Source organism: Streptomyces niger (assembly GCF_000718305.1).
In the GTDB taxonomy this organism is placed as follows: domain Bacteria; phylum Actinomycetota; class Actinomycetes; order Streptomycetales; family Streptomycetaceae; genus Streptomyces; species Streptomyces niger.
Genome location: NZ_JOFQ01000002.1, coordinates 278,330 through 304,834 on the forward strand (window position 1 = coordinate 278,330; position 26,505 = coordinate 304,834).

Genomic DNA, 26,505 nt, shown 5'->3' on the forward strand with positions numbered 1-26,505 from the left:
GTGTGGTGTCTTTCTCCTGGGTGGTACGAGTGGATGTCACGGGCGGACGACGTTGCTGCGGGCGATCAGTCCCTCCCGCGAAAGCGTGAAATTCTGCTGGTAGGAACCCGGCCGGAGATTGTGCGTCACGCTCTTCACGTAGTAATCCCCGTCGTACGTCACACCGGCGCCCCGCACCCCGACCAACTCCCGCGGCCGCAACACATATCCATGCCGGTTGACGTCCAACTGCCCCGACCCACTGATGGCGTCGGCACTGGTGGCAGCCCGCCCCAATGCCTCCGCCTTCGCCAGCGCCTCATCCTTCTTCGCGGTACCGGTGAGGGTCTTACGCTTCAGCGCCGGCGAGGCCCGCCGCCCGAGCGGCGGCCGCAACGGACTGATGTCCGGCTGCGCCAGCAACGGCGCCCGCCGCGTCACCGGGTCCTGCACCCGAGCCTGCGGCTCTTCCCTCGCCGTCCCGTCGTAGGCAAAGGTCAGCTGATCAACGGTCGAATTCACATCCATATTCACGTTCAACGCATGCTGCCGCTGCCCGAGCCGCTGCTCGGGCCCCCAGAACGCGGTCGACCGCCCCGGAACCGGCCCCGGATCGAGGTAAAAGGTGTACCCGTTCGCCCTCGCCAGATCATTCACATACTGCAGATCAGTCCCCGTCTGGTAATCCACCCGGGCCTGTTCCCTCGGCGGCTGCGGCACCTGCTCCCGAATGATCCGCGCATCGATCCCGTAATCCGCGTACTTCCCGAGAATCCGCTCCACCCGCTGCGAGGGCGCCAGGTTGGGATACCGATCTGTCCGCTCTTCGAGGTCCATGAGGAGCGTGAGGTCTTCCCCGGTGACGGTGAGAGTGGTCTGGCCCGGCTGATTACTGGCCCCCACCTCCTGCCGCACGATGAGCCCATCCAGCAACACGACAGGCGTCCCCTTCACGGCCACGGTGAGGATGACGCGCGTCTTAGGATCGAAAAACCCTTCCGGCAGCAACCGGTCGACGATGGCGCCCCTCTTCGTGAGGTCGAAGGCGAGCTGAAACCCGCTCCTCTCCCCCGCCGTACTGGTGATCTGCGCGGACAGCAGCGCCTCCATCACCTCCTGAGGCACCAGCCGCGCCAACTTCGGCCCCATGTACAGCGATGCGTGGACGGGTCCGCCCCCCACCGGCAGGTCATCAGCCATTCCGCACCCCCGGCCCACCCATCCCGCCGGCGAACCCACCGGGCAACGGCACGGCGATCTCCTCACCCGGCTCGTCCGTCAACTCACTCGGCGCCAACACCGGATTGGCATCAGCAATCCGCCACCACTGCCCCGACTCCCCGAAATACCGCTGCCCCAGCTGATCGGCCCGCTCGCCATCACTCACGACATGCGGCACGGTCTCGTCTTCATCCCGTTCAAGCGGCGGCAACAGCCTCCGCTTGGCGTACTTCACCTCGGTACCGTCGGGCGCGCGATGCACCCCGATCTCCACATCGTGGTACCGACTACTCCGGGGATACGGGTGAGCCCCCGGCACATCGTCCAACGCACTCTCATACGGCTCGATCACGCTCAGATCCCTCCCCCGAGCCCCAACTGCGCCAAGCTCCCGGCCCGAGCCCGCCGAGCCAACTGCTCCTTCTGCGCGAGGTGCGCGAGGTAGAGCTCCGCCCCCCGATGCCCAGCCGGCAGGTCACTCACCGTCAAAATCTTCATCCCGATGGAGAGCGAGGCCCTGATGGGATTGAGGTTGACGTCAAACGCCGACTCGTTAACAGACAACTCCGTCAACCTGACCGGCATCACCCGCTTGCTCCCCCAAGTGAAGAGCGTGAGCGGCATCTCAATGGGACTGATCTCAATAGTCCCCTTCTTGCTGAGCTTGCTGGCCGCCCTCAACTGCTCGGTAGTCGGCTGCACAAGCATTTCCAGCACGGCAAGCTGAGGATGAATCCCATCCGGCGCCGCGACATCCAGCTGATCGGTAGCGTCGATCTCCGCAGTGAACTTCCAGCTCTCCTGCGCCGGCCCCTTAAGCCGCAGCGCCTCATTCCGGTCCCCGCCGCTATCGCCACCACCGCCTCCGCCTTCGCCGCCGGCGGCTTGAGGCGCGACGGAGCGCTCAAGCGTGTCGGGATTGAACTGCAGCACGATGATCCGCTGGGGGGTGCCACGCTCAGGATCAACAATGACAATGCCGGAACGAATGGGCTTGGGTATGTCGGCGTAGGTGGTCACAGCCGTGCCTCCAGGCGTCGCGTGAGCTCTGTGTAGTCCCAGGCAGGAAAGAGCCGCGGGAAAAGTTCAAGCATCGCTGTCAGCTGATTTCTGACATCTTCGAAGTCGGGGTGGCCGAGCATGACTTCGTCGGTGAAGAGGTACTGCCATCCCAGCGTGCCCTTGGTGATTGCCAGTTGCTCCAGGTACTCGATGTAGGTGAGATCAAGGGGGACGTACTGCCGGGCCCGGGTTTCGGTGCTGGTCAGCTCCATGTCGTAGTACCAGATCTCCAAGGGATCGACCTCAGGCTGGATGCGGATGGCTGCGAGCTGGCCCATGGCGGACAACGGGGTGTCATCGATGACCCGCCACTGAGTGAAGAAGTCCCTCTCCTCGTCTGTGGAACCGGACCACGCCAGGTCGGGCGGATTCTTGAGGAGAGCGGTGAACAGGTCAGTCACTCGGAACTCGCCGCTAATCTTCGTGGCATCGGATGCTTGCCCGTAGTGCCAGAAGTTGGCGAGTTCCGAGATGCGAGGGCTTCCTGCGCAGAGTCGGTTGCCGAGTTGGACACCCTGCCAATCCGGCAGATAGGAGAACAGTGCCGGCGCTTCGGTGAATGTCTCGCCCAGATCCCCCGTGACCGAGCGCTCCACTGCGATCTCGGAACAGTCCAGGATCTCCTGCTGCGCCTGCAAAAGGCGTTTTTCGATTTCGGTTGGAGTGCGCATAGGTTCCGCTCTGTGGTCTCATGGCTAATCGTCGTACGACAGATGGTTCTCTTGCTCGGCTACGGCAAGGGCCATCATCCCAGCCGCGAAGTCACGGATCTTCTGCTGGCGTTCCGTCGGAAGATTGCTCAGGCGTTGGGTGAGTTCAGCGGTGCTGCCCGGCTTGACGGTGGTCGGTGTGCCGTCACCCAGGTGGGTGCGTACGTACTCGATCGCTTCGGCGAATGCCGGCGAAATATGGAGCATGCGTATCATGCGCCGGACCGAGTCGCGCTTGACGCGAACCAAGCTGCTCTGGCCGCGAGGCTGAGGCGGCTTCTCCAGCGGTCCGACAGATAGCGCCAGCGGCCCGCGGTTGACGGGCTGCTTTTCTTCCCATTTTCCGGCACCGCGATCGAACTTGTAGGTTCCCCAGGAAGCTGAGATTGAATGTGGGAAACCCTTGATCGGCCCGGTGTGCCAGGTCAGATCGATCTTGTACCAGACCATACGCAGTTTGTCGTCCCGAGTGTCGTCCTTGCGGCGCATCTCCTCCTCGGGGAATCGTTCGATGCCCCGCTTGAAAGTGGGGTTATTTATGACGTTGCGGGCAGGTACGAGGTTGGATCCAAGGAACGGCCCACCCAGCTTCTCGGTCAACAGGTGCATCCGCACCCACCGGGTACTGGCGTCGGTGTTGAGGTCGTACTTATTGAGGTAGCGGAAACCAATCGGCTCATGGACCAGCCTGGAGTGAGCCTTCTGGCCGTTGGCTTTGGCGAACTTCTCGTTGAGGAATTCGGCTTTGAAGTTCTTGGCGAGCACGCCATTTGTGAATTCGGGTATGCGGGGGGCCGGCAGGTCCGGGTCCGGTTCGTTCTTGAGGTAGTCGGTGTGTTCTTTGTAGTCGTCCGTATCGAGGTCTTCGGCTTTGGTGTATCCGGGGGTTACCGGGGCTTGTGGATTGAGCTTGGCGATAACGGTGAAATGGGGACTTCCGGACTTGGCGAGGCTGGTAAGCCGGTACCAGCGACGTAGTCCTGCGAGAAGGTTCCGGTGAGCGGCCGGTTCCAAGCCCTCGTCCAGTCGCTTGCGGATGATGGGGCGGATGCGGGCGACAATCTTAGCCAAGCGCTCGGCTTTGGAATCCTCCTCTTCCTCTTTCTTGCGCCTGTTCTTTTCCGGCTTGGTCTTCGGGCGGCCCGGGCCGCGGTGGTCGTCCTTGGGCCGGGTTCTGCCGGGGCCCTTTTTGTCGTGCTTGGGGCGGGGCTTGCGGCGGTCGCGGTCGTGGTCGGGCTTGGGGCGGGGTTTGCGGTCGCCGTCCTTGGTGTCCCGGGGCTTCTTGCTGTCGCCGTCCTTCGGCTTTGTGGGGTCTTTGTCGTCGTTCTTCGGCTTGCTCGGGGTGCCTTTGTCGTCCTTGGGCTTGCCGGGAGCGTCCTTGTCGTCCTTGGGCTTCGGCTTGGTTTCCGGGTCGGGCTTCGGTTTGGGCTTGGGTTCCGGCTTGGGCTTGGGCTTGGGGGACGGGGTGGGGCGGGTGTCTTCGTTGTTGTCCTTCGGGCGGCCGGGCTTGTCCGTGTCCTTGGGCGTGGTGCGGCCGTCCTGGTCCTTGGGCCTGGTCGGGGTGGCCTTGTCGTCGTTCCTGCTGTCCCTGGGCTTGCCGGGGGTGTCCTTGTCGGTCCTCGGCTTGCCCGGGGCGTTCTGGTCCTTCGGGCGGGACGGGTCCGTGTCCTTGGGCTTGGCCGGGCCTGGTTCCTTGCCCTTGTCCGGGCCGCTCTTTGTTGTGGGCTTGTTCGGGTCGGCCTTCGGGTGGGGCTGTGCGTTGGGGCGGGTGTCCGGGCCGGTGCCCTTGGCCGGCTTGGGGAGGGTGGAGGTGGGGTGAGGGGTGTCGTTGTCGCCGCGGCGCTGTTCCCGCTTGCCGCCCTTGTCGTCGCCCGCGCCGGCTCTCGACGGGCCGCCCCTGTCTCCCTTGCCGAGCTTGGCCGCCACCGACTTCAGGCGGCGGCCGACCTTGGCGACGTACTTGCCGATGCCGTTGAGGAGGGCCTCGTAGGCGAGTTCGAGGAGGGCGACGATGCCCGCCGCGACCGCCTTGGCGAAGAGGATGCCCGCGCCGCCCTGGCGTACGGCCTTCAGCCAGTCGAGGACCGCGCCCATTGCGCGGAGGATCTCGCCCAGGGCGCCGATGGCCGTGCGGATGGCGTCGATGACCGCCATGACCCAGCCGGCGCCGGGGATCAGCTTCGCGACGACCTTGGTGATGACGATCTCGCCGATGATGAAGGGGAGCTGGGGGACGATCGCGTCCCAGGTCTCCTTCACGATCTTTTCGAGGGTGAAGCCCCCCTTGATGAGCTTGTCGATGATCGCCTTTGGGACGCCGATGATCTCTTCGATCTTCGACTGGAACCACTGCTTGACCGCGTTCTTGACCTCGCGGAACAGGTGGTTCTTCGCGCCGTCGACCGCCGAGTTCTTCGCACCGCTCAGCCAGCCGCCCGGGTCGTCCATGAAGTCGATCGCAATCATCATGAACTCGCCCAGCGCGCCGAGGAGTTTGGACGCGTACTCCAGTACCGTCTTGATCGCGTCCACGACCGCCTTGATGACGTCCATGAGCATCTTCTTCAGGACGTTCAGGATGTCGCTGAGGAGCTTGGCGATGCGGTTGAGGAGATCTGTGATGATCTTCTTGAGGAGTGCCGCCAGTTTTGTGACCAGGGCTATCGCCGCGGCGATCAGGTCCGTGATGAATTTCCTGATGCGGTTGGCGAGGTCGATGATCGCCTTGACCATGTTCTTTGCGAACTCGATCAGGTCATTGATCAGGTTTTTGATCGTGTCAACGATCCACTTGCGGGCCTCGTTGATCCAGCGCTCGACGTTCTCCTTGAAGTTCTTGATGAAGTTGACGACCGCGTCACGCGCCTCCCGGATGATCCGGACGATCGCGTTCTTGATTTCGAGAACCTTCTCCTTGAGCCAGTCGAAGGCTTTCGTGAGCCAGTTGCCCGAGTCCTTGGCCGCGGTGTCGGTCTTGTTCTTGGCGTCGGTCTCCGCCTTGTTGCCTTTTTCCTTGATCTTTCTGTCGCTGTCCTCCTTCTCCTTCTTCGTGTCATCGTCGGTCTTCTTTTCGCGGTCCTTGACGTCCTTGCGGACCTTGTCGCGCTTCTCGCTCTTCTTCGTGCCGAGCTTCTTGAGTTCCTGGTCCTGCTCCGTGCGCCAGTCGGCGCGCTGTGACGTGACCTCCGACTGGGCCTTCGCGCGTTCGCCCGTCTGCTCCGCGGTGTTCTTGGCCACCTCGCCGGCGACCTGCTGCTTGTGCTTCGCCTGCGACTGGCGGAAGTTCTTGTCCTTGGTCTGGCGACCGTCGGACATCTCCTTCTGGCCCTTGCTGAACGCCTGCTGGAACTGCGGCTTCCGGTCGTGCTCCGCCACGGTCGATGCTGCCTCTGCCGGCACCGCCCCCGTTGACGCCTTGCCCGTACGCACCCCGCCCTTGCCGCCCTCGCGGCCGGGCACCTTGCCCTTCAGCTCCTCCTTGGGGGCGTTGGGGTAGACCTGGTTCTCGCCCATCGAGCGCCCGGCGTCGTCACGGCCCGTCGTGACGGCCTCCTGGCCCTTGGCGTCGACCGCTTGGTCCTGCTCACCGGCCTTCTCGTCGGCTGCACCCTGCATGTTCACGCCCGGCGCGTTGCCCGCCTGGGCCTGCTTCAGAGCCTCGTCCTTCGTCGGGAGCCCCGCGAACTTGGCGGCCAGCTCCTCCTTGTCCACCTTGAAGCCGAGCTTCTCCGCGACCCAGCCGACGCCGAAGCCGAGGGCCATCTTGAAGGTGTCCCAGCCGCCGGGCTCCTCCGCCTTCTCCGCCTCGATCTGTCCCTCGGGCTTCTTCTCGCCCTTGACCTCGGCCTTCTCGTCCTTGGGAGCGTCGGACTTCTGTGCCGGATCCTGGGAGTACTGCGCCGCGGCGTCCGTCTTGGGCTTCCCCTCCAGGGTCTGCGGCGCGCCTGCCGGGCGCTGCATGTTCGGCGGTGCCGCGGCGAGCTGCTTGTGCTCGTCGCCGACCGTACGGTCCACCGAACCGCCCACGCCGCCCATGGCCTCAAGCGCCTTGTGGGGCTTGAGCTTGGCGGCCGAGGACAGGCCCGCTTCGGGGGACACCTGGGAGAGGTTCGGCGCGGGGCCCGAGTCCTTCTTCTTCCCCTTGGCCGGTGCGCTGCCCTTGCCGCCTCCGCCCCCACCGCCGCCACGCGGCGCCTTGGGCGCGGGAGCCGCCTTGGGCGCGGCGGCCTCGGCGCCCGGCTCATCCTTCGTCCCCGGCTCTTCCTTCTTGGCTGGAGACGGCTGCGGCGACTCCTTCGGTGCGGACGCGGGCGCCGATGCCTTCGCCGGTTCCTTGACCGCCGGTTCCTTCGTCTCCTGAGCGTTGGCGCCTCCCGAAGGAGCGTCCGGCCCCGAGGACGCCTGGCTGCTCGCACCGCCCGGCGTATCCGCGTTCGAGCCGCCGGAGACATGGGTGTCCCGCGCGGGCGACGGAGACTTGCTGTCCTGTCCCTTGTCCTCGCCCTGGCCCGCCGTATCGCCCTTGCCCTGGCCCGCCGTGGCCGGCTCCGCCTTCTTCTGGCCGTCGTTCTTCTGCTCGTCCTTCTTCGGTTCCTCGCCCTTGCCGGCTGTCTCAGGCGCCGCGGACTTGCCGCCCGCGGCCTTCTGGGAGTCCGTCTCCTGTGCACCCTTGGCCTTGTCGCCGCCGGCCTCGGTGCCCTTCTCCTCCTTGGCGGCGGCCTCCTTCTCCTCGCCGCCGCCGTCCGCCCTGCCCGGTGACTCCTGTACCGCCTTCTGTGCGGCGACGGGGCCCGCCTTCGGGTCGTCCCCGCTCTTCGGGTCCTTCGACGGGGTGCCCGCGCCCGGCCGGGGGTCGGCCATGCGCTCCGCGTCCGGGTCGCCGGAGAACGCATCGTCGGGCCCGCCCTCGGTCTCCACCGACGGCTCGGACTCCAGGGGGGCCTCGGCTTCGGCCTCCTCCGGCTCGGCCTCGACCGCTTCGTCCTCGGCGTCCTCGGCGTCCCGCTCGGCCTGCACCTTGTCGGCCCTGGTCGGCGGCGGTGCGGGGAAGGAGGGCACCGACTGGGTGGCCGACGAGGCGGAATCGAGGGTCTCCGCCGTCGGTACCCCGGACACATCGAGGTCCTGCTCGGGCAGGAAGTCCTCCGGCTGGAGCTTGGTGTCCCAGGCGCTCTTCTCGGCGCCCCCGACCTCCACCTCCGAGGCGCTGCCGGCGCCGAACGGATCGTCGTCTGCGGCCTCTTCCGGGCCGTCGAGGTCCTGGTTGCGTACGCCGTCGAGTCGGCTGGTCCTGCCGGGCAGCTCGGTGCCCTTGCCCGCAGTGGTGGGGGAGCCCTCGAACCTGTTCCTGCCGGCCTTGTCCTCCTGCTTGGCCGGCTGGCCCGCGACGTGCTGTTCGGCGGCTTCCGGGCGGTTCTTCGCCGCGGACTCCTCCTTGCTCGAGACCGCCGTCTCCCGCTGCTCGGCCTCCTCCTTTCCTGCCGCGCCCTTCTTGTCGTCCCCGCTCTTCTTCTCGTCAGCGCCCTTGCCCTCGGCGCTCTTCTTGTCCTCGCCGGACTGTTCGTTTCCGTCGGCTTTCCTGCCTTCGCCGGACTTCGCGTCCTCCTGGGAGCCCCCGGACTTCTGACCGTCTTCCTTGCCGCCCTCGGCCGTCGTGCCGGACGGCGGCTCCGCCTTCCCGGCGGTCGCCCCTCCGGCCGGCCCGGACGGCTCCTTCCCGGCGGACGAAGTGCCGCTGTCCTTGCCCGCACCCGTCTCGGTCTGCCGCTCACCGCGCGGCGCGCCCCCGCCCTGCGGAGTACTGCCGCTCTGCGGCGTGCCACCGTTCCGCGGCGTGCTGCCGGGCGCGGGCGGCGCCTCCGCCCGGTCCTTCTCGGGCCCGGGGGCCGACGCGGGCTTCTCCTCGCGGGCCTTCTCCTCCTCGGCCGCGCGGTGCTCGCTCTCCCGCTCGATGCGAAGGTCGTCGGCCAGGTCGGGCTCCACCGCCGGGGCGTCCTGAGCCGCCCACTCGGTGGTGTCGGCCGCGTGGTCGCCCTGCGCCTCGATCTCCTCGACCAGGTCGAGCACCCGGTCGTGCTCCGGACCGAGCAGCCGGCTCTCCAGGCGTCCGAGCACGTCGTCCAGCAGCTCGTCGGGCAGGCGCGCCAATTGCGTACGGGTGCGCTTCGACAGGTCCGCAGGGTCGCCGCGCAGCGACCGCACGACGCCGTTCGCCAGCCGGTCGACCAGCGTTGCCGGGTCGAGCTGTTCCAGACGCATCCGGTCCGCGTCCACCGTCGCGTACCGGAGCCAGCCCGGGGTCGCCTGGCCTTCTTCGATCTCGGCGGCGGCTGGTTGTTCCGCGGGTACGGATTCCTGCAGCGCCCCCAGTACCGAGGACTGGGCCGCCGACTCCGCCTCCCGTTCGATCGTTTCCTGGGGGAGGGATACGGAGCCCAGGTCGCGGCCCGCGCGCAAAGCGCCCAGACCGTGCGGATTCTGGACCGTGTGCAGCAGCTCGTGGGCCAACAACCGCTGGCCGTCCGCCGTTCCGGGGCGGTATGTGCCCTCGCGGAAGAAGATGTCCTGGCCGACCGCGAAGGCGTCCGCGCCCATCATGTCGGCCAGTTGGGCGGAGTCGCGGTCGGTGTGCAGGCGGACCTGGCTGAAGTCGTGGCCGAGCTGTTCTTCGAGGTCGCGGCGGACGCTCAGGTCCAGCGGCTGGCCGGCGCCGCTGACGATGTCCTTCGGCTCGGGGGTGCGGGACTTGGCGTTGCGTTCCCGGCGCTTGCGGCGCTTCTCGGCGGCGGACTGGCTGGTGTCCTGGGAGGAGGAGTGGGACGTGCTGCTCATCGGGCCTCCCCCCGTCCGGTCAGGCCTGCGTGGACCGAGCGGGCCAGGGCCTCGCCCAGGCGGGCGGGGGACGTCGTACGGGGGAGGGGTGGCAGGCCCGCGAGCGCGTCGAGGGAGACCGGGGAGCCGTCGGCTGCCAGGGGCACCCCGCGTTCGTGGACCAGCCGGGTCAGCTCGCGCTGGAAGGACGTCATGACGCGGTCGGGGTCGACGCGGGCGTCGAAGCCGTCCAGGACGAGTTCGCCGATGTCGATGCGGAAGGAGCGCGCGGGACCCTCCGCAGCCGGGGTCGCCCCTCTCCGTACGCCGTCGTGAGCGGGCTCGTTCAGACCCATCCGTGGACCTCCGACGGCGTCAAGGAGCGTTCCAGCTTCAGGTATTCGGTGCGGGCCGCGGCGAGCATGTGGCGCATCTGCACCTGCTCGCCCTCCTCTGCGGCCAGGAAGGCGCCGGAGAGCGCGACGTTGCGGATCGAGCCGCCGGCGACGGTCAACTGGGCGAGCAGGTCCGGGTCGATGCCCTTCATGGGGGCCTGGGCGGGGAGGACCCGGCGCCAGATCTCCGCGCGCTCCTTCTCGCCCGGGAAGGGGAAGTCGACGACGAAGCGGATGCGGCGCATGAAGGCGGAGTCCAGGGCCTTCTTCATGTTGGTGGTGAGGACGGCCAGGCCGCGGTACGCCTCCATGCGCATGAGGAGGTAGCTGACCTCCAGGTTCGCGTAGCGGTCGTGGCTGTCCTTGACCTCGCTGCGCTTGCCGAAGAGCGCGTCGGCTTCATCGAACAACAACAGGGCGCCGCCGCGCTCCGCCGCGTCGAAGACCCGGCTGAGGTTCTTCTCGGTCTCGCCGATGTATTTGCTGACGACCTGGGAGAGATCGATGATGAAGAGGTCGAGGCCCAGTTCCTTGGCCATGACCTCGGCGGCGAGGGTCTTGCCGGTACCGGAGCCGCCCGCGAAGAGCGCGGTGACGCCGAGGCCGCTGCGGAGGGACTTCGCGAAGCCCCAGTCCTGGTAGACCGTGGAGCGCTGGCGTACGTGGGCGACGATCTCCTGGAGGATGCGCAGCTGGCGGTCGGCGAGGACGAGGTCGTCCCAGCCGGCCCGCGGTTCGATGCGGCGGCCCAGTTCGTCCAGGCCCATGCGGGCCTCGGTGAGGCCGGCCTGCCAGGCCAGTTCGGAAGCGTCGAGGGTGTCGGAGTGCGGCAGGTCGCGGCGTACGGATGCGGCGGCCGAGCGGACGACGTGCGGCGGGAGCTGGAACTGCGCCACGAGGGACTGGAGATGCCGGTCGGTGACCTCCGGGACGTCGGCGAAGGCGTCGGTCCAGAGGGTGAGGTGCTCCTCGTCGGAGAGCTTGGGGACGGTGACGCGTTCGCCGCGGGGGTGCTCCGTACGGCGGGGGTCGGGGCTCGACACGACGAGGGGGACGGCCGCGCCCGCGATGAAGGAGTCCGCGGCGGCGTGCTGGTCGCGGTCCAGTTCGCCGACCTCGATGAGCAGGGCGGCGGGGAGGAGGATCGCCTCGCGTTGCCACAGACGGGCCAGGCGGTCGCGTTCGGCGGCGTCCGTGGGGATGTCGTCGGCGGCCATGGAGTACAGGCCGAGGCCGGAGCGGCGGGCCGCGGTGGCGGCGATGTCGGCGCGGGTGCGGAGGTCCGCGCCGACCAGTTCGACGCGGAGCGGCGAGTCCGGGCTGCTGCTCGCCCAGCCGGCCGCGACCCGGTCGGCCGCCGCGTCGTACGAAGGCGGGAGGGCCGCGGGGGCCGCCGTACGGCGCAGCAGGCCGTGCAGCTTGGCGTCCAGGTACGGCGTACCGACCAGGAAGTGCAGGATGCGCTCGTCCAGGCGGAGCCGGGTGGTCGTCAGGCGGGTCTCGTCCTCCAGCTCGACCAGGCGCCAGCGGCGGAGCGGGGCGACGGGGGTGAGGGCGCTCCAGTGCGGTTCGGCGAGGGCGGCCAGGGCGAGGGAGAAGGTCGGGTACGCGCGGGTGGGGTCACCGGCGGCCGCGGCGCAGCGCGCGTCCGTGGTCGGGTCCAGCTCGGCCGCCGCGGCCAGCAGGACGACCTCGCGCTCGAAGGCGCTGAGGCCGAAGCAGGCGGTCAGCGCGTCGAGTGCGGCCACCTTGGCGGTGGCGGTGACGGTGGCGGTGGCGGTGGCGGGCTCGACGGCGGCGCCGGTCCCGGAGCCGGTACCCGCGCCGGTCCCGGAGTCGGTACCCGCGCCGGTCCCGGAGTCGGTACCCGCGCCGGTCCCGGTACCAGGACCGGGACCGGCGCTCGCGCCCGTACCGCCGGCCCGCGCCGCGTGGGCGTCCACGCGCGCCAGCACGGACCGCACGGCGGCGGCCAGTGCGGCGCCGTCCGCCGCGGCCCCCGTGTGCTCGCCCATGTCCTCGGTGCCCCCCGTTCCGCGCACTCGCCTCAGCCCTCCTTGCCCTGGTCCTTGTCCGCACCGCCCGTGGTCCCGGAGTCGCCGGTGGCCTTGCGGGGGCGGGTGCGGGTGCGCGAACGCGCGGGTGACGCACCGGACTTGGCGCCGCCGGCCGCCTTCTTCGCGGCAGCAGTCCGTTCCACGGCAGTCGTCTGCTCCGCGGCAGTCGTCTGCTCCGCGGCGGCCGTCCGCTCCACGGCGGCCGTCCGCTCCACGGCAGCAGTCCGTTCCGCGGCGGGCTTTTTCGCGGCTCCGGACGCCTCGGCACGCGCGGCCCCCGTACGGGAGGCGTCCGTGGGGGGCGTCGTCTCCACAGGTGGCGTCGTCTCCGCGGGCGCGTTCTCCGCGGCCGGCGCGTCCCCGGCCGCCTCGGGCTGTGCCGACGGCCGTTCCGGCGCCCCCGGTGCCCCGAACGGCAGCACGCGGACGTCCGGCTTCCGCACCGGCTTCGCCGGCAGCGGCTTCTCGTGGCCGTCCAGGAGGACCAGCGAGGCCTGGTAGACCACCGACAGGGAGTACGGGGTGTTGTGCAGCATGCCCCAGAGCTTGGAGGTCTCGTCGACGTCCATCTGGGTCGGCGTGAAGCGGACCCGCTGGAGGGACTCGGCGAGGTCGCTGCCCACCAGGTACGGCCGCCGGCACGCCTCCTCGATCAGCTCCTTGGGCAGTACCGGGATCTCGTGCAGCGTGCGCACCACGCTGCCGATGAGGCGCTGCCCGACCAGCTCCGTCTCCTCGCCGTACGCGCTGATCAGGTAGTGCAGGTCGATCGCGGCGGCGGGCCGCTTCAGAAGCGTGCCGTCCGCGGCCCGGGTGACCAGGTCGTTGTTGCGCATCGAGGGGTTGTGGGTGACCTGGTAGCAGAAGACCGTGATCGTCGGGTCCAGGGCCGGCTCGGCCGGCGGCTTGCGGGTCTCCACCGAGACGGCCATGTCGATCTCGGGGTGCAGGTTGTGCTCGATCAGCAGCGCAAGGGCCTGGGTGACCGTCGCGACGGCGAGTGCGTTGCTCATGAGTTCAGTCCCCGTGAAGTCCGTGAAGTCGTCGTGACCATGACCGTCAGCTCGTCCATGACCGTCAGCTCGTCCTCTCCCCGCGCGCGAGGTAGTCGGCGAGGCTCAAGGCCGGTCCCCGGCGGTCGGTACGGCTCGCCCGCGTGCCCGTCGCCGGCCGTTCCGCACCGGCCGCGCTGACCTCCAGGCGGCCGATCTGTACGTGCACCACGCGCTCGGCGGGGCGCTGTGCACGCCGGCCTGCGGCAGCCGCGCGCGCCGCGTCGCGGGCCGCCGGTACCTCGGTACGGGGGCGCAGCGCGGGTGTCACGGCGCGCGGGGTGGCGTCCGTGTCCGCGCGTACCGGCGTGGCCGCCGGCCGGGGCGCCCCCGGCTCCTCCGGACGGCCGCCCGTACGCCGCGTTCCGGGACGCTGTCCTTCGGGTGCGGCGGGCCGCGGCCCCGGCTCCGGCCGTGCGGCGGGCCGCAGCAGCGGGGCCGTCGGCCGTACGGGCCGTTCGGCGGGGAGCGCGGTGTCCGGGCGCGCGGTCTCGGGCCGCAGCACGGCCGTCTCCCGTTCGGTGGTCCTGATCTCGCGCTGGACGACGACCTGTTCGGCGGGGGCGGTCAGCTGCGCGTGCGGGGACCGCGTGGCCGGGGCGTGCGGCTCCGCGGGCGCGCCGCCCAGTGCCTCGATGCGTTCGAAGGGGCCGGGGAGCCTCGGCTGCACGCGCGTACGCCGGTACGCGTCCGTACCACCGCCGGGCTGGTCCGGCGGCGCGTGCCGGGCGACCAGCCGCCCCAAGTAGTCGTCAGACATCGGCGCACAGCTCCAGGTAGTAGCGGCGCCGCAGCGGGCTGAGCGCCAGGATCTCGGGCTCGCTCCAGCCGTAGGCGGAGGCGAGCAGATGGACGTCCAGCAGCACGTCGCGGGCCCAGGCGTCCAGCTCGGTCCACAGGTAGGTGGCGATGTCCAGCTCGGCCGGGGTGGTCGCGCCGCACTCGGGGCAGGCGATGTTCAAGGCCACCTCGGCCCCCGGGTCGGCCTCCTCGACCGCCTCCGCGAAGCGTTTGAGGACCGCCTCCGGCAGCCGTTCCAGCTCCTCGGGCCCGGCCGCGCGGCCGTCCCGTACCGCGGTGAGCACACACCGGGCACCCAGCAGCCGCCTGGCGTCCGCGGCGTCCACCGCGGCGGCCGCGGCCTCGGTGAGGTCGGCGACCGCGGGCAGCCGGAACGTCACCGACCAGCCGCCCTCGGCGACCCGCAGGCCCTCCTCGGGCACCCGCGGCCGGACGGCACCCAGCTCGGCCGCGTCCAGCTCGAACTCCATCGCCGCGCCGCACTCCGGGTCCGCGCACGCCAGCTTGACCTGCATGCGCGCGCCGAACAGCGCGTGACGCAGGGCGAAGAGGTCCGCCGCGCGCTCGCCCGCCGGCACCGACAGCAGTGCGTCGGTGCCGGCTTCGGGGCGTGCGGCGCGGTGCAGCAGCAGGGCTCGGCCGCCGCCCTGGAGGGCCAGTCCGGCCTCCCAGGTGGCCAGCAGCTCAGCGGGCCCGGTGACCGCCATTCCTCACCTCGTCCGGTGGTGCTCAGGGTGATTCGCGTACGCGGTGTGCACCGCGTACGCGAGGTGGTTCGTCCGCTCCGTCGATCAGGCGGGGTGGGTGAACGAGGGCTCCTGCGGCTCCTCGACCTCGTAGTCCCGCTCCCAGCCCTCGCACTCCAGCTTCAGGCTCTGGATCGCCACCGCGTTGGCGTTGGCGTCCATCTCGCCGAGCACCTGGTACTCGCTCGGCCAGGCCCGGTAGATCTTGTGCGAGACGGCGACCTGGCCGGCCTCGTTCAGGACCTGGATGACGATGTCCTTGCGGAAGTCCGCGAGCGACACCTCCGAGCCCAGACCCGCGCCGACCTGCCAGACCTTGTTGGCCCAGCGGTCGAACTCCGGGTCGTGGGTCACCCCGCGCTCCAGGGTGATGCCCTCGAACTCCGAGCGGCCCGGCGACTTGCGCGGGGAGGACGGGTCGCCGCCGTGGCGGTGCTTGACGACCTCGGTGGTGCGCTTGAGCGGAGAGATCTTGCTGATGCCCGCGACCGTCCGACCGTCCCACAGGACCAGGAACTTGAAGTTCTTGTACGGGTCGAAGCGATGGGCGTTGATTGTGAACTCAGCCATCGGATTCCTTCGGTTCCTTCGTTCCTTGATTCCTCATGGTCAGAGCTCGAACTGCCCGGCCATCTGCTGGATCTTGACGATGACGAACTCCGCGGGCTTGACCGGTGCGATGCCGACGACGACGTTGACGATGCCGTTGTCGATGTCCTCGGCGGTCGTGGTGTCCTTGTCGCACTTCACGAAGTACGCCTCGCGAGGCGTGCCGCCCTTGAAGGCGCCCTGCTGGAACAGCCCGTGCAGGAACGACGAGGCGTTGAGCCGGATCTGCTGCCACAGCTGCTCGTTGTTGGGCTCGAACACCACCCACTGGAGGCCGCGCAGCAGGGACTCCTCGACGTGCAGCGCGAGGCGGCGGACCGGTACGTACTTCCACTCGCTGTCCAGCGCGTCGGCGCCCTGGAGGGTGCGCGCGCCCCAGACCACCGGGCCGACCATCGGGAAGGTCCGCAGGCAGTTGATGCCCAGCGGGTTCAGCAGGCCGTTCTCCCGGTCGGTGAGCTTGACCGAGAGGGAGTGCACGCCCGCGAGGCGCGCCTCGGTGCCCGCCGGCGCCTTCCACACGCCGCGCCCGCTGTCCGTACGGGCGATGACACCGGCGATGGCGCCGGACGGCGGGAAGGTGCGGAGCCGGCCGGTGAGCGGGTCGGTGAGCTGGAGGTGCGGGAAGTAGAGCCCGGAGTGGTTGCCGCGGACGGACTCGAAGGCGCCGATGCCGGCCCGCGCCGAGTCGACGGAGCCCCAGGTCGAGGGCGCGTCGACGAGGTGGAAGATGCGCCGCTCCTGGCAGAGCCGCTCGGCGGCCGAGAGGACGGTGACCATGTCCTCGGTGTTCTCGTAGCCGGACAGCTCCGGCAGCGAGAGCAGGTTCACGTCGTCGACGTCGCGCAGCGCCTGGAGACCGGTCTTGCGGGCCTCGCTGCCGATGATGTCGCGCGGGCCCGGCACGTCGCCGTCGACACCGCCGGCGAGCGGGAAGACCGGCGGGTTGACCGAGGCCTCCAGGCCCAGGTCGTTGGCGCACTCGCCGACGAACCGCACCACGTCCTCGGGGTCGGCGGACCCGGCGACCACCTGGAGGCGGCGGCCGAAAGCGGTGACCTGTGCGCCGGCGTAGGCGTGCTTGCCCGGCGCGTCGGGCAGCGCGCGCAGCTTGCGCTCCAGGAGGAGGGCGAGCTCGGTGACCGTGCAGGGGGCCTCGCCGTCCTGGTCGGGGTCGTAGAGGGTGAATTCGCGCTCGACCTCGCCGATCTTGACGGTGAGGTCGACGGCCAGGTCGGGCAGCTCGTGCGCGAACGGCTTGGAGACCGTGCCGGAGGGGTCGGGGCGCCCCTCGTCGAGGACCTTGACGCGGATCAGCTGGGAGCCGGCGTTGATCACGGTCTCGGCGTACCGGCCGCTCTCAGGGTCCATGGACAGGTTGCCGTACGACTCGCGGGCGGTGCCCTTGGCGTCGAGGACCTGGAGGTTGAACGTCTCCTCACCATGAGAGGTGCGGCGCGAAGCGCCTCCTGCCGGGGTGGTGGTCGGGCGACGGGCGGGCGTGTCGTGGTCGACGGCCACGCGCAGGCCGTTGCCCCAGAGGCCGGGCTCCTTGGCGTGCACCTCCAGCACCGGGCACTCGCTGTGGCCCTCGGTGGACTCCAGAGTGACGCAGGCCTCTTCGCCGGTGCCGGCCTTCACGGTCCGGACGATCACCGCGACGGTGCCGCCGTTGCCGAAGAACTGGTGCACGGCGTAGCTCAGCGGGCTCTTCGAGGTCAGGCCGCCGAAGCGGCGCTCGAAGTCGGCGAAGCTGGTGACGCGCACCGGATGGTTGAGCGGGCCCCGGCGAGTGTGTCCCACGAAGGCGGTCACCGAGGTGGTGACGGTGGTGATGCTGCGGACGCTGCTGGGAAGCTCTTCGACGTAGACGCCGGGATAGGTCGCGTTTGTCGGCATTCCCCCTCCAATCCCTGTCAGGCACCGAGTGAGAGGCACCAAGAGGGCGGAAGGGGGAGGAGGCGGCCAAGCGACGCCACCGCACCCCTATGCGGCCACGCCTACTCATCAGTTCTCCCCCGTCTGTCCCGCCGGGGTCGGCCGGCCGGGACCAGGCGGCCGTGGGCGACGGCCGGGCCTGTGACTCCTGATGCGTAAGTGCTCAACGCAGTCTCCAAGTAAGCGAGTTGGAGGGTCAAGGACGCGTTCCGGTCAGCTTTTGCGAAGGACTTGTGTGGGCCGTGTCGAGGTGGTGGACGGGCGGCTGCGGCGAATGTGCGGGCCGTACCGGCGCGAGCCGCTCGCCCCGGTGCATAGCGGACACGCGTACGGGCGTCCGGGAGGGAGGTCCGCGGCGGAGGGGTGTACTCCGTGTGAGGACCCCGTGCGGGGACACCGTCGAGTTTCGGCCGCGTCCGGGCGGGGCTGTGACGCGCGCCTCCGTCCGCGTGATCTGTGACAGTAATCACCGCCGCAGTGTGATCTGCGATTTAGAAGGGCCGGTGCCGCGGGGATAACCTGCGAGACGGACCTGCCGCGTACCGGCTGACGATGTACGCCCTTGCTGTGACTGCGTTGTCACCCTGCCCTTCGCGGCACGCCCGCGCAGACAACGAACCGCGATCACCACGACTCGTGGCTATTTGAGAAGCAAAGGGACGGACGCGCGTGGACCTGTTCGAGTACCAGGCGAGGGACCTCTTCGCCAAGCACGGTGTACCGGTGCTGGCCGGTGAAGTCATTGACACGCCTGAGGCGGCCCGCGAGGCGACCGAGCGGCTGGGCGGCAAGTCTGTCGTCAAGGCGCAGGTGAAGGTCGGCGGCCGCGGCAAGGCCGGCGGCGTGAAGCTTGCCGCGACCCCGGACGAGGCCGTCGCTCGCGCGACGGACATCCTCGGGATGGACATCAAGGGCCACACGGTCCACAAGGTGATGATCGCGGAGACCGCTCCGGAGATCGCCGAGGAGTACTACGTCTCGTACCTCCTCGACCGCACCAACCGCACCTTCCTGGCCATGGCCTCGGTCGCGGGCGGCATGGACATCGAGGAGGTCGCCGCGACGACCCCCGAGAAGCTCGCCAAGATCCCGGTCGACTCCAACGAGGGTGTCACCAAGGAGAAGGCCCAGGAGATCGTGGCCGCGGCGCAGTTCCCGGCCGAGGTCGCCGACAAGGTCGCCGACGTCCTGGTCACCCTCTGGGAGACCTTCGTCGCCGAGGACGCGCTCCTGGTCGAGGTCAACCCCCTCGCCAAGGTCGCCTCCGGTGACGTCATCGCCCTCGACGGCAAGGTGTCCCTGGACGCCAACGCCGAGTTCCGCCAGCCGGAGCACGAGGCCCTGGAGGACAAGGCCGCAGCCAACCCGCTCGAGGCTGCCGCCAAGGCCAAGGGCCTGAACTACGTCAAGCTCGACGGCGAGGTCGGCATCATCGGCAACGGCGCGGGTCTCGTCATGAGCACCCTGGACGTCGTCGCGTACGCCGGTGAGGCCCACGGCAACGTCAAGCCCGCCAACTTCCTCGACATCGGTGGCGGCGCCTCCGCCGAGGTCATGGCGAACGGCCTGGAGATCATCCTCGGCGACCCGGACGTGAAGTCCGTGTTCGTCAACGTCTTCGGCGGCATCACCGCCTGCGACGAGGTCGCCAACGGCATCGTCCAGGCCCTGGAGCTGCTGAAGTCCAAGGGCGAGGACGTCAACAAGCCGCTGGTCGTCCGCCTGGACGGCAACAACGCGGAGCTGGGTCGCAAGATCCTGTCGGACGCGAACCACCCGCTGGTCCAGCGCGTGGACACCATGGACGGCGCGGCCGACAAGGCCGCCGAGCTCGCGGCTGCGAAGTAAGGGAAGAGGGACTCCAGAACAATGGCTATCTTCCTCAACAAGGACAGCAAGGTCATCGTCCAGGGCATGACCGGTGCCACGGGCATGAAGCACACCAAGCTCATGCTGGGTGACGGCACCAACATCGTCGGCGGCGTGAACCCGCGCAAGGCCGGCACCAACGTCGACATCGACGGCACCGAGATCCCCGTCTTCGGCACGGTCGCCGAGGCCATGGAGAAGACCGGCGCCAACGTGTCCGTCCTCTTCGTGCCGCCGGCCTTCTCCAAGGCCGCCGTGGTCGAGGCCATCGACGCCGAGATCCCCCTCGCGGTCGTCATCACCGAGGGCATCGCGGTGCACGACTCCGCCGCCTTCTGGGCGTACGCGAAGGCCAAGGGCAACAAGACCCGCATCATCGGCCCGAACTGCCCCGGCCTGATCACCCCCGGTCAGTCCAACGCCGGCATCATCCCGGGCGACATCACCAAGCCCGGCCGCATCGGCCTGGTCTCGAAGTCCGGCACGCTGACGTACCAGATGATGTACGAGCTCCGGGACATCGGCTTCTCCTCGGCCGTCGGCATCGGTGGCGACCCGGTCATCGGCACCACCCACATCGACGCGCTGGAGGCCTTCGAGGCCGACCCCGACACCGACCTGATCGTCATGATCGGTGAGATCGGCGGCGACGCCGAGGAGCGCGCGGCCGACTTCATCAAGGCCAACGTCACCAAGCCGGTCGTCGGCTACGTCGCGGGCTTCACCGCGCCCGAGGGCAAGACCATGGGCCACGCCGGCGCCATCGTCTCCGGCTCCTCCGGCACCGCCCAGGCGAAGAAGGAGGCCCTGGAGGCCGCCGGCGTCAAGGTCGGCAAGACCCCGACCGAGACCGCCAAGCTCGCCCGCGAGCTGCTCGCCGGCTGAATCCGGCGCGGCGCGGCGCTGCGTCCCTGACGTGACGCGCGCGTAGCTTCATACGCGGACCCGTACTCCCTTGGGGGGTGTACGGGTCCGCGTCGTATCCGGCCGCGTACCGCCTACCGGTGGTGCCGGGGACCGTGCTCGGCCTGCGGGTCGCCGGCCGCGGGGACGCCGGGCCGGCCGGGGGGCGGGACGTACCGCTCGCCGCCGCCGGTCCACAACGTCGTGACGGTGAGGGCGACGATCAGTCCGGTCAGCCCGATCGCGCCTCGCGTCCGCCGCCGGGTGCTGCGCTCGCCGCCCGTCCGTACGGCACGGGCCGCCGGCATCCGGACCGGATGCGCCGCCGTCAGACCGGCCAGCCGCTCGCACAGGATCGCCCGCTGCCCGGCCGGCGACGCGCCGTCCAGCCCCAGTTCCGGCAGGTGCCCGGCCAGCACCTGGCGGGCGTGGGCCAGCCGGCCGGCCGCCGCCGGCGTGCTCGCCTCGACCTCGGCCGCGGTCTCGGCCAGCCCCAGCCCGACCGCGTCGTGCAGCAGCAGGGCGCGGCGGTACGGCGCGGGCAGCCGCAGCAGGGCGGTCAGCAGTGGGTCGGGCCGTCCGCTCCCCGCGGCCCGCGCGGGGGAGCGGAAGCTGCTCGGGCGGAACCGGTGCCAGGGGGAGAGCGCGTACTCGTGGGCCGCGGCCCGCACCCACCCCGCCGGATCGTGGTCCTTGGCCACCTCCGGCCAGCACTCCCAGGCCAGCTGGAACGCCCGCTCCACCGCCTCGGCCGAGAGCCGCGTCCGGCCGGTGAGGAGGAAGGCCTGGCGGGCGAGGGACGGCGCGTGGCGGTCGTACAGCGCGTCGAAGGCCGCGGTGGGGGACGGCGGGCCGGACCGCGCGTCGGTGTGCGCGGCGTCCGGCGGCGGGCCGGCCTCTGCGGTCCGCGGGACTCTCCGGGGCCGGGGTGCCGTCCGGGTTCTCGGGGCCTGCCGGCTCTTCCCGACCTTCCGGATCTCCTGCGCCTTACGGGCTGTAAATCCCATAAACGTATATTGGTCGACACGGCCGGAATTCGCCCGCTGCGTGGTGGAAACGGGTGTTGTTGGGAGCATGGCGGCGTGAGCCAGTTGACCGACAGCGACCCGACGGCCGCCCCGTCCGACGGCGCCCCGGTACCGCGCGTCACCACCCGCGTCGGTGCCTTCCTCGTGGGCATGGTCACCGCCGGACTGGGCCTCGGCGTCTGCACCGTCTCCGTCCTCCTGCTGTGGATCGCCGCGCCGGCCCCGGCCGGCGGCCCCGCCGGCGCGCTGCACGTCGCCGCCGACGTCTGGCTGCTCGCGCACGGTGCGGACCTCGTACGGAGCGCGGGCCCCGGCACCACCGCCGTACCCGTGGGCCTGACGCCGCTGCTCCTCGTCGCCGTGCCCGTGTGGCTGCTGTACCGGTGCGCCCAGCACGCCCTGTCGGGGGCGGCCGAGGGACCGGCGGCCCGGCAGGCGCGCTCCACAGGGCCGCGCGCGGCGGCCCCCGGCGCCGTACTCGGCCGCTTCCTCGGCGGATACCTGCTCGTCGCCGCGGTCGCCGTGGCCTACGCCGCGACCGGACCGCTGCGCGTCGACCCCTTCAGCGCGCTGCTCTTCGTGCCGCTCACCGCGGTGGGCACGGTCGCGGTGGTGGCGGCACGCACGATCGGGCTGCGCGCGGCGCTGCCGGCGTCCGGCCGCCTCCGCCGGCTCCGGTCCGCGCTGCCACCGGCCCTGCGCGCGGCATTCGCCCGGCCGCTGCGGGCCGCCGCGCTGCGGGCCGCGAGTGCGGCCGGCGCGGTACTGCTCGCCACGGGCGCGCTGCTCCTCCTGACCGGGGCGGTGTGGCACGCGGGCGCCGTACGCCACGGCCTCCTCCAGCTCGCCCCCGACTGGCCGGGCCGCGGCACGGTCGTACTGATCTGCCTCCTGCTGCTGCCCAACGCCGCGGTCTGGGGCGCCGCGTACGCGCTGGGGCCCGGCTTCACGCTCGGCGCCGGCAGCGTGGTCGGACCGCTCGGCGCCACCGCGCACCCGGCGGGGCTGCCGCCCTTCCCGCTGCTGGGCGCGGTCCCGCAGGAAGGCGCCGGGTCGCCGCTGACCTGGGCGGTGGTGGCGGGGCCCGTCGTGGCGGGGGCGGTCGCCGCCCGGTACGCGGCCCGGCCCGCGCGCGCAGCGGTGGCCGGAGTGCGGCAAGCGGCGCGGCACAGCGGCGACGGGCCGGCGGGGAAGCGCCGGGCACGCGCCGCGACGGCCCGGCTGCTGCGCTGGAACCGCCGCGCCACCGCAACGGTCGCGGCGTCGGCCGCCCTGTGGTGCGGCGCGGGGGCCGCCGTGCTGTCGGGCGCGGCGGGCGGCGCACTCGGCACCGCCGCGCTCCGGCACCTCGGCCCGAGCTGGTGGCTCACGGGCGCGGCGGCGGCCGGCTGGACCGCGGCCGTCGCCGTCCCGGGCGCGCTGCTCCTGCGCGAGTGGTACCTCTGGCGCGGGCTGGGCCGGTCCCCACTGGCCGGGTTCCGGGCGCACCGGGCAGGGCGTGCGCAGCGCCGGAAGGCCCGCGCGGCACGCCGGGAACGCTCGGCGGCAGCCTCCCGGGCGGCCGCCCAGGAACGCGCGGTGACCCGGGCGGAACGCAGGGCCCGCAGGTCGGACGGCACCCGCAGCGCGGACAGGGCGCGCGCACCCGAGGGACCGGGCGGCCCCGGTCGGGACTAGGCGGTACGGGCCGCCCCGGTTACTCCTGGACGCTCAGGATCGGTCGCAGCTGCTCCGGGAGGAGCTTCTCGCAGGAGTGCCGCGCCGACTGGGTGAGCGCGTCGTTGACGCAGGTGAAGTAGTCCTTGTACACGAGCTGGAGGGTGAAGCCCGCGGCCACGATGGCCAGCGCCAGGCACGCCGTGACCAGCCCGCTCAGCGCCGCGGTGGTCTGCGGCCGGCCGCCGCCGTACGTCGCGGGCGTGGCGGTGTTGCCGGCGGTCGCGTGCGGCGGGCCGGCGGCCGGAGTGGTGTCGGTGTCGTACGCGGGACCGCTGGGCACCCCGCCGGAGATGTCGGCGGCCGTGGCCTTCGCCCTGCCGGGCTTGGCCCCGCCCGGCTTGCCGGGGCGCGGCTTGGCGCGCAGCGAGCTGATGCCCCAGTACAGCGCCAGCGCGCCGAGCAGCAGGGCGATCTCGGGGAGGCTGAAGAGCGCGAAGAAGAAGGCCCACATGCCCGACAGCAGGGCGTAGCGCGCCCGCCGCTGGGCCGGGTCGGTCGGGTCCCAGCGCAGTCCGGTCTGGCCGGGGCCGCCGGGACCGCCGGCGCCGTTCGGGCCCTCCGGGCCGCCGCGGCCGGGCCGGCTGCCGAATCCGCCGCTCTGGCGACCCGGCTGGCGGCTGCTCCACTGGCTGCCCCAGCCCTGTTCGCCGCCCTGCTCGCCCGAAGAGCCCTCGGAACCGTCGTCGCCGTGGTGCCCGGAGTGCGCGTGGCGGGGTCGCCACTCCTGGTCGGGCGTGCCGGCGGGCGGCGCGGCGAAGGGGTTGTCCTGGTCGCCGTCCCGGCCCTCACGGCCCCGGTCCTCACGGCCCCGGTCCTCTCCCTCCGACGAGGACGACGGCTTGTGCTCGCGCGGCAGCAGCGCCACCCCGGGAGCGGTGGCGGGCATCGGGAGGAGAAGGAGGGCCGCCCGGCGGCGTCGGTCCGTCATCTGAGGTGCGTCTTCCCCTTGTCTCGTCCGTTCGCCGGGCCGTCAGTCCGGCGGCGGGTCACCACGAATCCCATGTGCTCCACGGATCTTCCGAGAGATCACATGCGGTCTTACGCCTGACGCTACCTTCCGCGTCCGCCCCCGTCCCGTGGGGGCCGCGCGGTGTGCCGGTATCGTTGCTGACGGTCGGCGCCTTCGTAGGGTTCCCCGGTTTTTCGGTACCCACGGCCTTGTACGACCACACAAAGCACGCGAGACCGAGAAAGAACCCGCCGTGGCTTCCTCCCCACTCACCGTCCCCGCGCCCGCCCGCCCCGGCCGTCCGGCCCGGGTCGTCGCGCTGGTGTCCGGTTCCGGCACCAACCTCCAGGCGCTGCTGGACGCCATCGCCGAGCAGGGCACGGCGGCGTACGGAGCCGAGATCGTGGCCGTCGGCGCCGACCGGGACGGCATCGCCGGCCTGGAGCGCGCCGAGCGCGCCGGGCTGCCGGTCTACGTCTGCCGGGTCAAGGACCACGCCGACCGCGCGGCCTGGGACCTGGCGCTCACCGAGGCGACCGCCGCGTACGAGCCGGACCTCGTCGTCTCCGCGGGCTTCATGAAGATCTTGGGCAAGGAGTTCCTCGCCCGGTTCGGCGGCCGGACCGTGAACACCCACCCGGCCCTGCTGCCCAGCTTTCCCGGTGCCCACGGCGTGCGCGACGCGCTCGCGTACGGCGCGAAGGTCACCGGCTGCACCGTCCACTTCGTCGACGACGGCGTCGACACCGGTCCGGTCATCGCCCAGGGCGTGGTCGAGGTCCGGGACGAGGACGACGAATCCGCGCTGCACGAGCGGATCAAGGAAGTCGAGCGTTCGCTGCTCGTCGATGTCGTGGGGCGTCTGGCCCGTAACGGCTACCGCACTGAGGGACGAAAGGTAGTTATCCCGTGACCGAGACCGCCGAAGGTACCAAGCGGCCCATCCGCCGGGCGCTGGTCAGCGTCTACGACAAGACCGGGCTCGAAGAGCTGGCGAAGGGGCTGCACGCGGCGGGCGTCCAGCTCGTGTCCACCGGCTCCACCGCCGGGAAGATCGCCGCGGCCGGCGTCCCCGTCACCAAGGTCGAGGAGCTGACCGGCTTCCCCGAGTGCCTGGACGGGCGCGTGAAGACGCTGCACCCGAAGGTGCACGCCGGCATCCTCGCCGACCTGCGCCTGGAGGACCACCGCAAGCAGCTCGGCGAGCTGGGCCTGGAGCCGTTCGACCTGGTGATCGTCAACCTCTACCCGTTCCGCGAGACCGTCGCCTCCGGCGCCACCCCGGACGAGTGCGTGGAGCAGATCGACATCGGCGGCCCCTCGATGGTCCGCGCCGCCGCCAAGAACCACCCGTCGGTGGCCGTCGTCGTGAACCCGGCCCGCTACGAGGACGTGCTCAAGGCCGCCTCCGAGGGCGGCTTCGACCTCGCCACCCGTAAGCGGCTGGCGGCCGAGGCCTTCCAGCACACCGCCGCCTACGACGTGGCCGTCGCGTCCTGGTTCGCCGACGACTACGCCGCGGCCGACGACAGTGGCTTCCCCGACTTCACCGGCGCCACCTACACGCGCAAGAACGTGCTGCGCTACGGCGAGAACCCGCACCAGGGCGCCGCGCTGTACGTGGGTGCCGAGGGCGGCGGCCTGGCCCAGGCCGAGCAGCTGCACGGCAAGGAGATGTCGTACAACAACTACACGGACACCGACGCCGCGCGCCGGGCCGCGTACGACCACGCCGAGCCCTGCGTGGCGATCATCAAGCACGCCAACCCCTGCGGCATCGCGACCGGCGCGGACGTCGCCGAGGCGCACCGCAAGGCGCACGAGTGCGACCCGCTGTCCGCCTTCGGCGGCGTGATCGCGGTCAACCGCCCGGTCTCCGTCGCGATGGCCGAGCAGGTCGCCGAGATCTTCACCGAGGTCATCGTGGCCCCGGACTACGAGGACGGCGCCGTCGAGGTGCTCGCCCGCAAGAAGAACATCCGCGTGCTGCGCGCCCCCGAGGCCCCCAAGGCCGAGGTCGAGGTCAAGGCCATCGACGGCGGCGCGCTCGTCCAGGTCGCCGACCGCCTCCAGGCCGACGGCGACGACCCGGCCAACTGGACCCTCGCCACCGGCGAGGCGCTGTCCGCCGAGGAGCTGGCCGAGCTGGCGTTCGCCTGGCGCGCGTCGCGCGCGGTGAAGTCCAACGCGATCCTGCTCGCCAAGGGCAACGCGACGGTCGGCGTGGGCATGGGCCAGGTCAACCGCGTGGACTCCGCGAAGCTCGCGGTGGAGCGCGCGGGTGAGGAGCGGGCGCGCGGCTCCTACGCCGCCTCCGACGCGTTCTTCCCGTTCCCCGACGGCCTGGAGGTGCTGACCGCGGCCGGTATCAAGGCCGTCGCGCAGCCCGGCGGTTCGGTCCGTGACGAGCAGGTGATCGAGGCCGCCAAGAAGGCCGGCGTCACGATGTACTTCACGGGCACGCGCCACTTCTTCCACTGAGTCGCGCACCGTACGCACGAGTGCGTCGCGTACCGCACGTACGAGGGCGTCGCGTACCGCACGTACGAGGGCGTCGCGTACCGCACGTACGAGGCCGGGGCCGCTGCACCTACGGGTGGGGCGGCCCTTGCCGCACGGGGGCGACGCGTCTCGTGCGCATGCGGCATACTCCGCCG

The 26,505-nt window shown here is 70.9% G+C and carries 19 protein-coding genes; 5 read left to right on the forward strand and 14 right to left on the reverse strand.

Annotated elements, in window-relative coordinates:
- Positions 1-36 precede the first annotated feature (36 nt).
- The 12 genes from IF20_RS05060 to IF20_RS05115 form a co-directional block, all read right to left on the reverse strand.
- Entirely contained in the window at positions 37-1,179 is a 1,143-nt protein-coding gene (locus tag IF20_RS05060) for a hypothetical protein (protein WP_052863730.1), read from the reverse strand.
- The gene (locus IF20_RS05065; protein WP_052863731.1) at positions 1,172-1,558 is read right to left on the reverse strand and encodes a hypothetical protein; all 387 of its coding nucleotides are present in this window, start codon (positions 1,556-1,558) and stop codon (positions 1,172-1,174) included. Before IF20_RS05065 ends, IF20_RS05060 begins: the two co-directional genes overlap by 8 nt.
- Positions 1,555-2,220: a hypothetical protein gene (locus IF20_RS05070; RefSeq protein WP_052863732.1), complete on the reverse strand. Its 666-nt coding sequence runs from the start codon at positions 2,218-2,220 to the stop codon at positions 1,555-1,557. The genes IF20_RS05065 and IF20_RS05070 overlap by 4 nt, the downstream gene beginning before the upstream one ends.
- Positions 2,217-2,933, reverse strand: a complete 717-nt coding sequence (locus tag IF20_RS05075; protein WP_199896495.1) for a hypothetical protein — start codon at positions 2,931-2,933, stop codon at positions 2,217-2,219. Before IF20_RS05075 ends, IF20_RS05070 begins: the two co-directional genes overlap by 4 nt.
- Positions 2,934-2,957: 24 nt before the next feature.
- Positions 2,958-9,803, reverse strand: coding sequence for an eCIS core domain-containing protein (locus IF20_RS05080; protein WP_052863734.1), 6,846 nt, complete (start codon positions 9,801-9,803; stop codon positions 2,958-2,960).
- Positions 9,800-10,138, reverse strand: coding sequence for a hypothetical protein (locus IF20_RS05085; RefSeq protein WP_234426508.1), 339 nt, complete (start codon positions 10,136-10,138; stop codon positions 9,800-9,802). The genes IF20_RS05080 and IF20_RS05085 overlap by 4 nt, the downstream gene beginning before the upstream one ends.
- Positions 10,129-12,192, reverse strand: coding sequence for an ATP-binding protein (locus IF20_RS05090; RefSeq protein WP_052864045.1), 2,064 nt, complete (start codon positions 12,190-12,192; stop codon positions 10,129-10,131). The genes IF20_RS05085 and IF20_RS05090 overlap by 10 nt, the downstream gene beginning before the upstream one ends.
- A 32-nt stretch (positions 12,193-12,224) precedes the next feature.
- A complete protein-coding gene (locus IF20_RS05095) occupies positions 12,225-13,247 on the reverse strand; it encodes a DUF4255 domain-containing protein (protein WP_052863735.1) in 1,023 nt (340 codons plus the stop codon).
- Between the two features lie 64 nt (positions 13,248-13,311).
- Complete coding sequence (locus tag IF20_RS05100; protein WP_052863736.1) at positions 13,312-14,046, reverse strand: hypothetical protein; 735 nt, start codon at positions 14,044-14,046, stop codon at positions 13,312-13,314.
- On the reverse strand, positions 14,039-14,794 hold the full coding sequence (locus IF20_RS05105) for a T4 family baseplate hub assembly chaperone (RefSeq protein ID WP_052863737.1): 756 nt from the start codon (positions 14,792-14,794) through the stop codon (positions 14,039-14,041). The genes IF20_RS05100 and IF20_RS05105 overlap by 8 nt, the downstream gene beginning before the upstream one ends.
- A gap of 84 nt (positions 14,795-14,878) precedes the next feature.
- Positions 14,879-15,403, reverse strand: coding sequence for a phage tail protein (locus IF20_RS05110; RefSeq protein ID WP_030254205.1), 525 nt, complete (start codon positions 15,401-15,403; stop codon positions 14,879-14,881).
- Positions 15,404-15,442: 39 nt separating this feature from the next.
- Entirely contained in the window at positions 15,443-17,341 is a 1,899-nt protein-coding gene (locus IF20_RS05115; protein WP_052863738.1) for a phage tail sheath family protein, read from the reverse strand.
- A gap of 708 nt (positions 17,342-18,049) precedes the next feature.
- Here IF20_RS05115 and sucC point away from each other — a divergent pair.
- Positions 18,050-19,228, forward strand: coding sequence for an ADP-forming succinate--CoA ligase subunit beta (gene sucC / locus IF20_RS05120; protein WP_052863739.1), 1,179 nt, complete (start codon positions 18,050-18,052; stop codon positions 19,226-19,228).
- A gap of 21 nt (positions 19,229-19,249) precedes the next feature.
- Positions 19,250-20,134, forward strand: coding sequence for a succinate--CoA ligase subunit alpha (sucD, locus tag IF20_RS05125; protein ID WP_052863740.1), 885 nt, complete (start codon positions 19,250-19,252; stop codon positions 20,132-20,134).
- A 113-nt stretch (positions 20,135-20,247) separates the two neighbouring features.
- Here the strand turns inward: sucD and IF20_RS05130 are convergent, their stop codons facing one another.
- On the reverse strand, positions 20,248-21,159 hold the full coding sequence (locus IF20_RS05130) for an RNA polymerase sigma factor (RefSeq protein ID WP_052863741.1): 912 nt from the start codon (positions 21,157-21,159) through the stop codon (positions 20,248-20,250).
- Between the two features lie 75 nt (positions 21,160-21,234).
- Between IF20_RS05130 and IF20_RS05135 the strand changes: the two genes are divergently transcribed.
- A complete protein-coding gene (locus tag IF20_RS05135) occupies positions 21,235-22,857 on the forward strand; it encodes a cell division protein PerM (RefSeq protein WP_052863742.1) in 1,623 nt (540 codons plus the stop codon).
- 19 nt (positions 22,858-22,876) lie between these two features.
- On the opposite strand, the gene IF20_RS05140 is transcribed toward IF20_RS05135, so the two are convergent.
- Entirely contained in the window at positions 22,877-23,827 is a 951-nt protein-coding gene (locus IF20_RS05140; RefSeq protein WP_052863743.1) for a hypothetical protein, read from the reverse strand.
- A gap of 274 nt (positions 23,828-24,101) precedes the next feature.
- On the opposite strand from IF20_RS05140, the gene purN reads away from it, so the two are divergent.
- Positions 24,102-24,761: a phosphoribosylglycinamide formyltransferase gene (gene purN / locus IF20_RS05145; RefSeq protein WP_052863744.1), complete on the forward strand. Its 660-nt coding sequence runs from the start codon at positions 24,102-24,104 to the stop codon at positions 24,759-24,761.
- Positions 24,758-26,329, forward strand: coding sequence for a bifunctional phosphoribosylaminoimidazolecarboxamide formyltransferase/IMP cyclohydrolase (gene purH / locus IF20_RS05150; RefSeq protein WP_052863745.1), 1,572 nt, complete (start codon positions 24,758-24,760; stop codon positions 26,327-26,329). The genes purN and purH overlap by 4 nt, the downstream gene beginning before the upstream one ends.
- Positions 26,330-26,505: the final 176 nt, after the last annotated feature.

Bases quoted from the DNA above. Each gene is read 5' to 3' on its own strand.
- sucD (WP_052863740.1), top strand. From the start codon at position 19,250: ATGGCTATCTTCCTCAACAAGGACAGCAAGGTCATCGTCCAGGGCATG.
- IF20_RS05100 (WP_052863736.1), bottom strand. From the start codon at position 14,046: ATGTCTGACGACTACTTGGGGCGGCTGGTCGCCCGGCACGCGCCGCCG.
- IF20_RS05085 (WP_234426508.1), bottom strand. From the start codon at position 10,138: ATGGGTCTGAACGAGCCCGCTCACGACGGCGTACGGAGAGGGGCGACC.
- IF20_RS05110 (WP_030254205.1), bottom strand. From the start codon at position 15,403: ATGGCTGAGTTCACAATCAACGCCCATCGCTTCGACCCGTACAAGAAC.
- IF20_RS05105 (WP_052863737.1), bottom strand. From the start codon at position 14,794: ATGGCGGTCACCGGGCCCGCTGAGCTGCTGGCCACCTGGGAGGCCGGA.
- IF20_RS05075 (WP_199896495.1), bottom strand. From the start codon at position 2,933: ATGCGCACTCCAACCGAAATCGAAAAACGCCTTTTGCAGGCGCAGCAG.
- IF20_RS05115 (WP_052863738.1), bottom strand. From the start codon at position 17,341: ATGCCGACAAACGCGACCTATCCCGGCGTCTACGTCGAAGAGCTTCCC.
- IF20_RS05130 (WP_052863741.1), bottom strand. From the start codon at position 21,159: ATGGGATTTACAGCCCGTAAGGCGCAGGAGATCCGGAAGGTCGGGAAG.
- IF20_RS05060 (WP_052863730.1), bottom strand. From the start codon at position 1,179: ATGGCTGATGACCTGCCGGTGGGGGGCGGACCCGTCCACGCATCGCTG.
- IF20_RS05080 (WP_052863734.1), bottom strand. From the start codon at position 9,803: ATGAGCAGCACGTCCCACTCCTCCTCCCAGGACACCAGCCAGTCCGCC.
- IF20_RS05140 (WP_052863743.1), bottom strand. From the start codon at position 23,827: ATGACGGACCGACGCCGCCGGGCGGCCCTCCTTCTCCTCCCGATGCCC.
- IF20_RS05090 (WP_052864045.1), bottom strand. From the start codon at position 12,192: ATGGGCGAGCACACGGGGGCCGCGGCGGACGGCGCCGCACTGGCCGCC.
- IF20_RS05095 (WP_052863735.1), bottom strand. From the start codon at position 13,247: ATGAGCAACGCACTCGCCGTCGCGACGGTCACCCAGGCCCTTGCGCTG.